The sequence below is a fragment of the Vibrio sp. M260118 genome (assembly GCF_036533755.1).
In the GTDB taxonomy this organism is placed as follows: Bacteria; Pseudomonadota; Gammaproteobacteria; order Enterobacterales; family Vibrionaceae; genus Vibrio.
Window position 1 is genome coordinate 1 of the sequence record NZ_JATABG010000143.1, and the last position, 12,693, is coordinate 12,693.

The following is a 12,693-nucleotide window of genomic DNA, read 5'->3' on the forward strand; positions in this document are numbered from 1 at the left end:
TGCCGTTGCCAACACGTATTTTGATTGCTACCTCAGAGTTTTTTGTCAACTATTGGGTGATGATGGTGGCTATAATTGTCGCTAGCCTATTTGGCTTTAGAGCTTGGTTAGGCACAGCAAATGGTCGAGAAAAATGGGATAAGTTTCGCTTAAAAATGCCCGTCGTTGGAGAATTAATTAATCGGGCGCAGTTGTCTCGTTTTTCACGTACCTTTGCTTTGATGCTCAAAGCAGGGGTGCCATTGAATCAGTCTTTGGCTTTGTCCGCCGAGGCGCTAGGAAACAAGTTTTTAGAGAACCGGCTGATTGAGATGAAGTCCTCGATTGAAGCGGGCGGTACCATCTCTGCAACCGCAATTAATAGTGGCGTATTTACCCCGTTGGTTATTCAAATGATCAGTGTCGGTGAGGAGACTGGCCGTATCGATGAGTTGCTGCTTGAGGTGGCAGACTTTTATGATCGGGAAGTGGATTACGATCTTAAAACTCTGACCGCTCGAATCGAGCCGATTTTGTTGGTCATTGTAGCAGGCATGGTACTGATTCTAGCCCTAGGTATCTTCCTACCTATGTGGGGAATGCTGGATGCTATTAAGGGTTAGCCTTAGTCAGTATGTTGAGCGCTCACGATTGGCAATATGGGTGGCTGTAATTGTCAGCTTAGTGATGAGTTTTTTACTCGTGTGGCAAAGCGTGGTTAGAGAAGCGAATCAATCCGCGATGTTGCTTGCGACCCAGCAAGTGGTGGAGCGGGCGAATTACTTTAAGCAACAATGGTTATTGGCTGGACAGAAAACACCATTAATAATTGAAGGGCATAGGTTAAACTACACTAGTATGGGGTGGGTTAAACCGATAAATGATAGTCATCAAGTTGATTGCCAGGTGTGGCTAGATACTTTGTATCCACAGCATCAGGTTTTAGGTCAACAAGTTGTTGTGATAAAAAGCGAAACCATGGCTGATGGGTATCTGTGTCGGTACAAGTATGCGGAAGATGTATTTATATCTATCAGATTGATAGATAATAACTTTATCGCAAGGGCTGGTTTTTCGACTCAGTAGGTGTATTAGCTCTGTGAATGTAGCGAAATGGTATAAATTCCGTATAATGCACGGTACACAAAGGTAGGTAAGAATTTTATGTCAAATAAACAGTCTGGTTTCTCTCTGGTTGAGCTAGTAGTGGTTATTGTAGTCGTTGGCCTACTTGCGGTTGCGGCACTGCCTCGCTTTCTGGATGTGACAGACGAAGCGAAAAAAGCCAGTGTCGAAGGTGTTGCTGGTGGTTACGCGACAGGTGTGCTCTCTGCTCGAGCTCAGTGGGAAGCAGAGGCGAGGCCGTCATTAACGCTAAGTTCTATTGTGCGCAACACGGTAAACTACGATGGCGTAAACTTCTGGTTAACCAGTAGAAGCCAATCGGGTGGTGATTTTCGTGATGGTTACCCATATGCGATTAATACCGATGACACGACATTCCCTACTGCTCTAACCGATGCCATTTGTGTCGATTTAATGGAGAACCTACTCCAGAATCCGCCTAGAGTGGGCACAGTGACCCAGGCCGAAGCGGATTCAAATATAAAGTATTCAGCCCAGGCTGATAACGCAGCGTCAACTTGCACCTATATTCAGCGAGAAGGCAATAGCGAACATCAGTTTGTTTATGAAATTGAGACTGGTCGCGTGACCGTAACTTTGCAGTAGTTCTGCAGTTAACAACATAGAGAGATTTTTACTATGAAAAGACAAGGCGGTTTCACTCTAATCGAATTAGTAGTGGTAATTGTTATTCTAGGTATCCTTGCAGTGACTGCAGCACCTCGTTTTTTGAACCTGCAGAATGATGCTCGTCAAGCTTCTTTACAAGGGCTAAATGGCGCTATGTCTGGGGCTCTGGGTATCGTATATGGAGGCTCTGCAATTGAAGGTGAAGAAACTGATCCTAAAACTGCCGACGTAGCGACAACACCAATCGTAAATGGTGTTGCGACTAACTTTGGTTACCCAACTGCGACTGTAATCGGCACTCAAGCTAGGGGTATTGAAGATGCAGTGACGGGTTTACCAGGAAATGATTGGGTGCTTGTAAATGTTACTCAAACAGGAGTTGTTCCTGATGCGGTCGCATATTCTTTTGCTGGTACAGACCCAGTTCAAGCAAACAATGGTTTTGTCTATGACTTAACTACTCCTGCCAATACTACCGGCTGTTTTGTTATCTATGTAGAGGCTGCAAATGCTACTACTGAAGCTTTTTCTGAGGCGGTTACAAACGGTTGTTAACCTAGAGAAAGGCCAGCAATCGCTGGCCTTTATTCTTTCCTACACGACTATTCTGAGTTGTTCTCAAAAATCCTTAAAAAACAACAGCCCTAGACCCTTCTGGTATATACTCAATTTAAGTATACGTCCCACGGTAACGACTCATGACTAGGTTAAGAATTTCTGGCTTTACGCTGATCGAATTGGTAGTGGTGATCTTATTGGTCTCTATCATTTCAGTGTATGCAGCAAGTCGTTATTTTGGCTCAAGCAGTGTCGATGCTCATCTAATAGAGAGTGAATTACTGTCTTCATTGCGTTTAACGCAGCTGCGAGCTATGCATCGAAATGGCTTTTGTGGTCGTTGGCTAGTGGATGATAGCCAAGCTGCACAGGTATCTCCCAATACAGATGCAAGTAACTGCGCGACCTCTATTGTTCCTAATGACCGACGAGACAGTAGTTTCGTTGATGCTAAAGCTGTTGGTTCTGCTCTTGTTCTAACCACCAATACAGGCACAAGTTATGTAGACTTTGATAGTTTAGGTCGGCCATCACAGTGCACCACTAGCAACTGTCAGTTGCGTTGGTCGACTACGTCAGGCAGCGTTGGTGTTATTTGCATTAATATCGAGGGCGGCATCTATGCATGTTAACGCCAAAGGCTTCACTCTAGTCGAGATGGTCATCGTTATCGTAGTGATGGCTATTGCGGTTACGGGCATTACGGCTTCTTTGTTCCCGCTTGGTAGGCAAAGTGTTGAGCAAATCGCTGCGGTAAAGGCGGCAGAACTAGGTCGAGCTGTGATGGATGAAGTGGTTGGTCGAAACTTTGATGAAAAGTCTGGTCCGTACGGTGGACTACCAGAGTGTATCCCCAAAACTGTCTCGGATACAGAGTCATGTACGTTACCAAATCAACTTGGTGCAGATGGTGAGCCGACTAAATCAGCATATAACGATGTGGATGATTTTCATGGCTTAAGTGGTTTGGCTACCGACGTATTAGATAACACCTTAAGTGATGGTTACAACGGTTACTATATTGATATTCAAGTCTTTTATGAACAAGACAGTAGCGGCACTATGCTAGGTCAAGTGTCGAGTGTAGCAACAAACTATAAGCGCATAAACGTCGTTATTACTGATAGACAGGGTAATAAGTATCCCTTTGCCACTACGCGAGGTAATTTCTAATGCGAGTGCGAGGCTTTACCTTGATTGAGATGGTTGTATCTATTGTGCTGCTTGGCGTGGTTGGACTGTTTCTTGGTGAAGTTATTCGCCAGTCTCTGGTTCTTTTTTCTGACACATCATCACGTGAGGCTCTCGTTCAGCAAGGGCGGTTTGTAACTGAGAGGCTAAGGCGAGAACTCCGAGACGCGGTACCTAATAGCGTGGTCGTCAATGGTGATGGTAGTTGCATTGAGTTTGTCCCTATCGTAAACAGTGGTCTTTATCAGCAGCTACCAGCTGCGGGGAATAGTGATACGCTACGTGCACTACCCATTACCAAACGGATCGCTGCCAATGATCGCCTTACTATTTATCCAACCTCTAATACGCAATTAAGAGCAACTCCAAGCGGCAGTGGTCAAGTAACTGTGATTGAGAACGATGTAATATTCCCAGATACACCTCCTTCTCCTACATGGTCGATGGTTGATATAGATCTTACTCCACCAACGGTGTTTCCCAATGGCTCTCCAGCTAACCGCTTTTATATCTATAATCAACTAGTTTCGTATTGTCAGGTTGGTAGTGTTCTTTATCGGTATGCTGGCTACCCACTAAATCGCGCAGATTTACCTCCTGCAGGATTGGAAACTGCAATTCAAATGGCTGAAAATGTGTTAGACGCGAAGTTTGTTGTCGAGCAACCTCAGTTACAGAGAAATGGTTTGGTAAAAATGGAGCTAATATTTGAAGTGAAAGGGGAGCAGGTAAGGTTTGACCATGATGCACTTATCTACAATACGCCATAAGCAACAAGGCAGCGGCCTAATATTAGTCGTGTTCATTATTGTTGTTGTGCTCGGCTTAGTTGCTTTGACGGCAAACCGTAATCAGCAGCGTAATAGTGACCAACTGCTAGCGTCCGTTATCGGTACACGCGCTGAAATGGCATTTTAGATAGTGGTAAACGTGTCTATCAGTTGACCTCCACGGGTAGCTGTACCGTTGGTGATTGGGTACATCAGCGAGTAATTGAAGTAGGGCTTAGTGATGATAGTTAGACGAATTTTTCTTTTACTATTTAGTTGTATTGTGCTGCCAAGTTTTGCTGCGACTAACTATGTCTTATCACCGGGTATGGACCCTTCCGATTTGCCTAGTTGTTCTACTAACAATTGGGATATCAACCCCTTTACTAATGTTTATCATTGCCGAAATGGTAAAGTTGAGCTGGATGAGAGAGACAACATAGAGGCGAGCAGCAACTCAATTTTAAAGGCGGATGAGGGTTTTAGTTTTGATGGTAATAATACGATAGGTTCGGCATCTGCTCGAATAGAACTTGAATCTTCTTGGGGCTCGTTAGATTGGTCTAAGAATGCCAACAGACTCTATGGTGGAATTACTGCGAACTCGAGTGATATCTCACTAGAAGATGTCGAGATTATAGGAGGAGTTGTCACAGGTGGGGATATCGATATTGAAGATAGCTCGATCGACGGTGAAGTCAGTTCTAGCAATAACAAGGTGACGATAAAAGATAGTGATGTTGGTGGGAATGTCAATGCCAGTGGCGATATTGTTATTGAAGGTGCGGATGTAGCGGGGAGCATTACAACACCGAATAATCAGATCATGATCAAAGACTCGGATGTGGCTGGAGATATCTATGCCAATGGCGATATTGTTATTGAAGAGTCAGAAGTTACGGGAGATATTACAACTCCAAACAATGAAATAACGATAAAAGAATCAGATGTCGTCGGTAATATTAGTGCCAATGGTGATGTCGTGATTGAAGAGTCGAATATTCGCGGAGACATCGTCAGTACCAACAATAAAGTCGAATTGAAAGACGGTACACAAGTAATTGGTGATGTAACGGCGGGGCAACCAAATTGGGGTACGGTTTATGTAAAAGACGGCAGTTCAGTGATCGGTACGTGTCTCTATCGCACAGAACCTGAGAATGCTTGTAGTTCAGCTGATTTACCGGAGCCTGTAGCTCTTTATCACATAGAAGAGAACTGGACTGGTGCCAATGGTGAAGTCAAAGATAGTTCCGGTAATGGATTACATGGGCGAGCCTATAATGGTGTGAGTACTGAACCTGCTTCAAGTAACTCCGCGCTACCTGCGATCGACTTGATGGGTACTTGTGGCTACGGTTCCTTTGTTAACGCACAAGACCAGTACGTAGAAATTGCTGATAACAGTTTATTGGATATGGATGGATCTTTTACTGTATCAGCATGGATCTATCCTAAGAGCCTGCCTGATAGTGATCTATTCAGTATTGTCTCCAAAGACAGCAATTTTGAATTTCACTTAAACTCTGATGGGAGGATTTTTTGGTGGTGGCTGGATGAAGACGGGGATGAACACTCAATTACGAGTAATAAGTCTGTAAGTCTCGACCAATGGAGCTTTATTACAATTCGTTATGATGAAGATAAAGAACGTGCAGAGCTCTACATTGACGCTAAAAAACGCGGAAACAGAAAGTCTGAGCAGCCTGAGATAAACTCAAAGCCTCTTCAAATTGGTCACGATCAGGGATACCCCGGTAGGGCGTTTGACGGTTTCATAGATGAAGTTCAGATCTTTGATATCGCATTAAGCAAGCAACAGATACAACTACTGATGGAGCAACGACACGAATGTTCGTCGTCTCCAGAGCTACAGTGTTTTACAGACGACTTCAATAATGGATCGTTGTCAGATCTTTGGGTCACTTCAACCAGTAAAGGTTCGTTTACCCCTGGAATTGTTAATAATCGTTTACGATTCACTGAAGCGGTAAGGAACCAAGCCACAGCTTCGAGTTACCAGCGACTATTCCCTGCTAGAGATAACTTAGTAGAGGTTGAGTTTGATCACTTTGCTTATGGTGGCAATGGAGCTGATGGTATTGCTATCGTCCTCTCTGATGCGACGGTAACACCATCGGCAGGTGCTTTTGGTGGCCCTCTAGGCTATGGGTTTAAACGAAATGAACCGGGTTTTTCTGGCGGTTGGCTCGGTGTAGGTATTGATGAGTATGGTAATTTCTCCAACGAAGGCGGTACAGGTTCTGAACCGGGGCGCAGACGTCAATCTGTCGCATTGAGAGGTTCGGGGGTTGGAGAGAGGGGTTACCAGTACTTAGCAGGCGCTTGTAACAATGGTAACTCTAATCAGAGTGGAAACTGCTTAGACCCTAAAGTAGATGATAACAATACGTCAGATCCTAGTCAGGTGCATCGCTATAAAATAGTAGTGGATTCTCGCAACACTGGTCAATCGAACGTAGAAATTTTCCGTCGTATTGGTGCTGGTAGTAATTGGCAAACTATTGTTGGCCCAATTGATGTGTTAGCTAGCCAGTACGCGCAGTCACCTATTCCTGAAGACTTTTTGCTTTCAATCACTGGTTCTACTGGTGGTTCTCGAAACAACCATGAAATTGATAACTTCCAAGTCTGTGCTCTAAATTCTCGCCCTATTGAAGACCAAATCGATCATTTTAGGTTCAGTCACACAGGGGCAGGATTAACGTGTAACGCAGAAGAAGTCACTATTCAAGCGTGTAAAAATAGTACCTGTAGTGAGCTTTACACCGGCTCGGTTACAGCAACTCTGACCCCGAGTAGCGTCTCTGGTGGCGGTGGATGGGTTGGAGGTAACGAAGTTACTTTTTCCGGGGGGAGTGCTAAGTTTGACTTGCGTAAAAATCAGCCCGGTAGCGTCACAATTGGCGTCAGTGGTTCATCTCCAACAACCAAGCCGTTTTCAACTACCTTGTGTAGTAGTGGTGGCTCAGCCTTTGCCAGTGATAAATGTGATATCTCTTTCCAAGAGAGTGGCTTTGTAGTTGACGTTGCAGATATGTATGCCAATAGTGCAGCGACTGCGGTGATAAAAGCGGTAAAAGCGAGCGATAGTGCTCAGCGGTGTGTACCGAGCTTTGGTAATGTTACAAAGAAGGTAGGATTTTGGAGCACGTATATAAGCCCAGATATTGATAATGTGATTGAGCAAGCGAAAATCTCAATTGATAGCCAAGAGATCGCGACTGAAGAGGGTTCTTTAAGTTCGATTGATATTCAGTTTGATAACAACGGCGAGGCTGTGCTTAATCTAAACTACCCAGAAGCTGGTCAAATGCAGCTCAATGCCAAATTCAGCGGCCAAGGTGATGAATCAGGATTAACCCTTGTGGGTAGTGATCAGTTTGTCTCTGTACCCAAGTCATTAGGTGTGGTTGCTAAAAATAGTAATGGTGTCGATGGTGGCTGTTCAGCCGCGAATATAAGCTGTAGTGTGTTTACTAAGGCAGGGCAGGAGTTTTCTCAACAGGTTATCGCTTATGCTGAACCTGAAAGTGATGGCACTGCGGTAGTTACAAAAAACTATACAAATGGTGTGACACTTGAGCATGAAATCATTGCTCCAAGCACGGCTGACGGCGGAGTGGCTGGTGTTCTTGGTACATCTTCTGCGACCATTATTTTGGGTGAAATGACGACGATTAATCAGACAGTTTCTGAAGTCGGGGTGTTTGATTTTAAAGTAAAACCTAATACCTATTTAGGAAGTTCACTTGATACCTCAGATGGCGTGGCATCAAATGTCGGGCGTTTTGTTCCTGCCTACTTTAACGTTCAGCCTAGTGCTCAAGCACCAATGCTTAAGTCGACCTGTCAAGTCGGCACGGAGTGGTTTACCTACATCGGACAGCCTTTTAGCTATTTGGTTAACCCAAGCCTAGTGCTTAATCCGGTCGTGGTCGATGGGTCTAGCGTCACTAGCAACTACTTTATCGGCCAGTGGTGGCGCTACAGCGGCAATTGGGCTGGGCGCAGTTACGCTAGCAGTAATGGGCTAGGTATCGAGTTTAATCCAGACAACCTTGCATCTTTGCAGCGAGTGGATACTTCAGGTAGTCAATTAGAACTGGTGGATGAAAAGGTTACTTACGTCAAACAAGTAACGCCAATCGAGCCATTTGATGCCAGTTTTGATTTGACAGTTAGTAAAGCTGACCTGACTGATTTAGACAATGTTTGTTTTAAAACCGCAGATAGCAATAGTGCCAATGACTGTTTGAGTCTTATCTTTTCTGATGTCGACGGTAATATGCAGTTACGATGGGGACAAATGCTGATCCACAATACCTATGGAGCAGAAGTTTCTCCGGTGAGACAGCGTGTAGAAGTTCAGCACTTTGCCAATAATCGCTTTCAGACTAATACTGCTGATTCGTGTACTGACTTTGTTGCCGTGGGGCGGTTTAGTTTCACATCTAGTGATTATAATGTCGTGATCAATGGTTCCCCGACTCAACCTGAGGTTAATGCTAGCTTGATGAACAGTACTATTGATAAAGGTGAGGGTTGGATAGAGTTCTCTGCTCCAGGAGCAAATGCAACTGGTGAAATCAGCACTTCTTTCAATCTAGAAAGTCATGGTATTCCTTGGCTTAAACGAGATATCAGCGGCAATAGTGCATTTGATGAACAAGAGTCCGGTGTTGTTCAATTTGGTATCTACCGAGGAAACGACCGAGTGATCTGGTGGAGTGAAAAAAACTAGCCAGTAGAGTGTGACGTTTCTATTTTTGGTGATATTGGCGCGTCTTTAGATAGGAATTTTTTGCCATTTTTCTGCATATCGTTAGGAATCTGTTAGAAATTGCGTGTTTCAGCCCATGTTTACACTTCAATGCCTTGCTGTGACGGCAAGGCATTGGTACATTTAGTGCAATTTTCTATCTTATAATTCTTTCAGGACGAGCGAAGAATATGTTCAAAAAACTTCGTGGCATATTTTCTAATGACCTATCAATCGATTTAGGTACTGCCAACACACTTATCTACGTTAAAGGACAGGGTATTGTTCTAGACGAGCCTTCCGTTGTCGCTATTCGCCAAGACCGTAACCGCGCAGGTAAAAGCGTTGCTGCTGTCGGTCATGCTGCTAAACAGATGTTAGGCCGTACTCCAGGGAATATCTCTGCTATCCGTCCAATGAAAGATGGCGTTATCGCTGACTTCTACGTGACAGAAAAAATGCTTCAGCACTTCATCAAGCAAGTGCATGACAACAGCGTTTTGAAACCAAGCCCACGCGTTCTTGTTTGTGTTCCATGTGGTTCTACTCAAGTTGAGCGTCGTGCGATCCGTGAGTCTGCACTGGGTGCTGGCGCACGTGAGGTGTACCTAATCGACGAGCCAATGGCTGCGGCAATTGGTGCTGGTCTACGTGTTTCTGAGCCTACTGGTTCTATGGTGGTCGATATCGGTGGTGGTACTACCGAAGTTGCGGTTATCTCACTGAACGGTGTGGTTTACTCATCTTCAGTTCGCATCGGTGGTGACCGTTTTGATGAGGCGATCATCAACTACGTGCGTCGTAACTACGGCAGCTTGATCGGTGAAGCAACCGCTGAGAAGATCAAACATGAGATTGGTTCTGCTTACCCTGGTGATGAAGTAGAAGAGATCGAAGTTCGTGGTCGTAACCTTGCTGAAGGTGTGCCACGTAGCTTTAGCCTAAACTCAAACGAAATCCTAGAAGCACTGCAAGAGCCACTAACCGGTATTGTATCAGCAGTGATGGTTGCACTAGAGCAGTGTCCACCAGAGCTAGCGTCTGATATCTCTGAAAACGGTATGGTTCTAACTGGCGGTGGTGCACTGCTGAAAGACCTTGATCGCTTGCTAACAGAAGAAACAGGTATCCCTGTCGTTATCGCTGAAGATCCACTAACTTGTGTTGCGCGTGGCGGCGGTAAAGCACTAGAGATGATCGACATGCATGGCGGCGATCTGTTTAGTGAAGAGTAATATGAATAGTCTTGGTCGCCTAAGACCAAGATTGGCAAGATAAGGAACTCATACTTCATGAAGCCTATTTTTGGCCGAGGACCTTCACTACAATTACGCTTATTTTTTGCCGTTACTCTATCAGCCAGCCTTATGCTGGCTGATAGTCGTTTAGATGCGTTTGCTCAAGTGCGTTATCTTCTTAATAGTATGGTTGCGCCAATTCAGTATATGGCCGATGTTCCTCGTGTGATGTTTGATGGTGCATACGAGCGTTTCAATATTCGCCAAGACTATATGGAAAGTACTCGCAAACTTAAGCGTGAAGTACTTCGCCTCAAAAATGATCTGCTGCTGCTTGACCAATATCGAGAAGAGAATCAACGTCTACGTAAACTGCTTGGCTCCTCTTTTATTCGTGATGAACGTAAAGTCGTTACTGAAGTCATGGCAGTCGATACCTCACCTTATCGTCATCAAGTGGTTATCGATAAAGGCCAGATCGACGGTGTTTATGTCGGACAACCAGTGGCGAATGAAAAGGGCATTGTAGGTCAGGTAACTTTTGTCTCTGCGCATAACAGCCGAGTGCTTCTATTGACGGATAGCTTAAGTGCGATTCCGGTGCAGGTGATCCGCAACGACATTCGAATTATTGCTTCCGGTACGGGTAAATCTGATCGTATTAATCTCGACCATATTCCTATCAGTTTAGATATTGAAGAGGGGGATTTGTTGGTGACTTCGGGATTGGGTGGTATCTACCCTGAAGGCTTCCCGGTTGCGCACGTTGCAGAGGTCGAGCGTGACACGGCGCGAGAATTTGCCGTAATCGAAGCAGAACCTGTGGTTGACTTTGAACGTTTGCGCTATTTGCTGTTAATCTGGCCCAATGACTCTCGTCAGGAGAAAGTTCAGCAAGTACTCCCTGAGACTCTGGAGGAAGAATAGAAGATGGCAAATAGTGTGTTAAAAGGTAAGTTTGTCATTGCTTGTTCTTTTTTGATTGCGTTGACTTTGCAGACCATTCCATGGCCGGGTATGCTCGACCTACTGCGTCCTTCTTGGCTGTTGCTAGTGACCTGTTATTGGGTTTTGGCACTGCCGCATCGAGTTAACGTTGGTTCGGCATTAATACTTGGCCTGTTGTGGGATCTACTTCTGGGCTCCACGTTAGGTATTCGGGGCATGATGATGTCTATTGTCATCTACCTTGTCGCGCTCAACTTCCTAGTGATTCGTAACATGGCGTTGTGGCAGCAAGCGATATTGGTTGGCTTGATGTCCGCACTACTCGACGTGCTTATTTTCTGTGGCGAGTATCTGATTCAAGATGTGACTTTCAATCCGGTTTCATTGTGGAGCGGCGTAATCAACTTTATCCTTTGGCCGTGGATGTTCCTATTAATGCGTCGCGTAAGACGTCACTGGCATATACGATAGAAAATGAACACAGAACTAATTTTGGCTTCAGGCTCACCAAGGCGTAAAGAGCTACTTGCTCAGCTTGGTTACACCTTCTCAGTGGTCAAAACTGATGTAGAAGAGTGTCGCCAAGCTGAAGAAAGCCCGTATCAATACGTTTCACGTTTATCAAAAGACAAAGCATTGGCTGCAGTCCAACCTGAATCAAACTCAGTGGTGATTGGCTCTGATACTATAGTGGTGTGTGATGGGCTGGTATTGGAAAAGCCGGACAATTTGGCGCATGCTAAACAGATGTTGTTGATGTTGTCGGCAAGAGCGCATCAAGTAATGACAGCAGTGACTGTCGCAACAAAAGACAATCTAGAAACGATCGTAGTATCGACAAACGTATGGTTTAAAACCCTGTCAGAAAACGAAATAGAACAATATTGGCAAACGGGTGAACCTTGCGATAAAGCTGGTAGTTATGGAATTCAAGGGTTAGGTGGACGATTTGTAACGCGCATTGAAGGCAGTTACCACGCAGTCGTCGGCTTACCTCTATATGAAACTGACCAGCTCTTGCAAAAATTCTTATAATTTAATTTGAGGTACTCTTATGAGTGCAGAGTTGATTATCAATGTGACTCCGAGTGAAACTCGCGTAGCCATGATTGAAGGGGGCACCCTACAAGAAATCCATGTGGAACGTGAAGCTAAGCGTGGCATTGTTGGCAATATCTACAAAGGTAAAGTGAGCCGTGTATTGCCAGGTATGCAGGCAGCGTTCGTCGACATTGGTCTTGAAAAGGCTGCCTTTCTTCACGCTTCCGATATTGTTCCCCATACAGAATGTGTTGCTGAAAATGAAAAGCAGCAATTTCAAGTTCGCGATATTTCAGAGCTGGTGCGTCAAGGGCAAGACATTGTCGTGCAGGTGGTTAAAGATCCGCTAGGCACCAAAGGCGCACGTTTAACCACGGATATTACCTTGCCTTCTCGCTACCTTGTGTTTATGCCAGGGGCGAGCCATGTC

Annotated in this window: 13 protein-coding genes and 1 pseudogene; all 14 read left to right on the top strand. The window is 44.9% G+C overall.

The annotated features are described in order from the left end of the window. On the top strand, positions 1 to 602 hold a 602-nt coding region (locus tag QTO00_RS10330), incomplete at its 5' end, for a type II secretion system F family protein (protein ID WP_331424700.1). A 40-nt stretch (positions 603 to 642) separates the two neighbouring features. Then, positions 643 to 1,065 (top strand): MSHA biogenesis protein MshF, encoded by a 423-nt coding sequence (locus QTO00_RS10335; RefSeq protein WP_331424701.1) that lies wholly within the window; start codon positions 643 to 645, stop codon positions 1,063 to 1,065. A gap of 78 nt (positions 1,066 to 1,143) precedes the next feature. Further along, positions 1,144 to 1,710, top strand: a complete 567-nt coding sequence (locus QTO00_RS10340) for a prepilin-type N-terminal cleavage/methylation domain-containing protein (RefSeq protein WP_331424703.1) — start codon at positions 1,144 to 1,146, stop codon at positions 1,708 to 1,710. A 33-nt stretch (positions 1,711 to 1,743) separates the two neighbouring features. After that, positions 1,744 to 2,289, top strand: a complete 546-nt coding sequence (locus QTO00_RS10345; protein WP_331424705.1) for a type II secretion system protein — start codon at positions 1,744 to 1,746, stop codon at positions 2,287 to 2,289. 143 nt (positions 2,290 to 2,432) lie between these two features. After that, a complete protein-coding gene (locus QTO00_RS10350; protein ID WP_331424706.1) occupies positions 2,433 to 2,924 on the top strand; it encodes a pilus assembly FimT family protein in 492 nt (163 codons plus the stop codon). Continuing rightward, the gene (locus tag QTO00_RS10355; RefSeq protein ID WP_331424708.1) at positions 2,914 to 3,465 is read left to right on the top strand and encodes a prepilin-type N-terminal cleavage/methylation domain-containing protein; all 552 of its coding nucleotides are present in this window, start codon (positions 2,914 to 2,916) and stop codon (positions 3,463 to 3,465) included. The genes QTO00_RS10350 and QTO00_RS10355 overlap by 11 nt, the downstream gene beginning before the upstream one ends. Then, entirely contained in the window at positions 3,465 to 4,253 is a 789-nt protein-coding gene (locus tag QTO00_RS10360) for a PilW family protein (protein ID WP_331424709.1), read from the top strand. The genes QTO00_RS10355 and QTO00_RS10360 overlap by 1 nt, the downstream gene beginning before the upstream one ends. Further along, positions 4,225 to 4,505: pseudogene (locus QTO00_RS10365) on the top strand (hypothetical protein). Before QTO00_RS10360 ends, QTO00_RS10365 begins: the two are co-directional and overlap by 29 nt. A 31-nt stretch (positions 4,506 to 4,536) precedes the next feature. Continuing rightward, positions 4,537 to 9,018, top strand: a complete 4,482-nt coding sequence (locus tag QTO00_RS10370) for a DUF6701 domain-containing protein (RefSeq protein WP_331424710.1) — start codon at positions 4,537 to 4,539, stop codon at positions 9,016 to 9,018. Between the two features lie 209 nt (positions 9,019 to 9,227). Continuing rightward, a complete protein-coding gene (locus QTO00_RS10375; protein ID WP_004747218.1) occupies positions 9,228 to 10,271 on the top strand; it encodes a rod shape-determining protein in 1,044 nt (347 codons plus the stop codon). A gap of 57 nt (positions 10,272 to 10,328) precedes the next feature. Beyond that, a complete protein-coding gene (gene mreC, locus QTO00_RS10380; RefSeq protein WP_038209596.1) occupies positions 10,329 to 11,201 on the top strand; it encodes a rod shape-determining protein MreC in 873 nt (290 codons plus the stop codon). Between the two features lie 3 nt (positions 11,202 to 11,204). Next, the gene (gene mreD / locus QTO00_RS10385) at positions 11,205 to 11,693 is read left to right on the top strand and encodes a rod shape-determining protein MreD (RefSeq protein WP_331424713.1); all 489 of its coding nucleotides are present in this window, start codon (positions 11,205 to 11,207) and stop codon (positions 11,691 to 11,693) included. A 3-nt stretch (positions 11,694 to 11,696) separates the two neighbouring features. Beyond that, positions 11,697 to 12,257, top strand: a complete 561-nt coding sequence (locus tag QTO00_RS10390) for a Maf family protein (RefSeq protein ID WP_331424714.1) — start codon at positions 11,697 to 11,699, stop codon at positions 12,255 to 12,257. A gap of 19 nt (positions 12,258 to 12,276) precedes the next feature. After that, on the top strand, positions 12,277 to 12,693 hold a 417-nt coding region (locus QTO00_RS10395), incomplete at its 3' end, for a S1 RNA-binding domain-containing protein (RefSeq protein ID WP_331424715.1).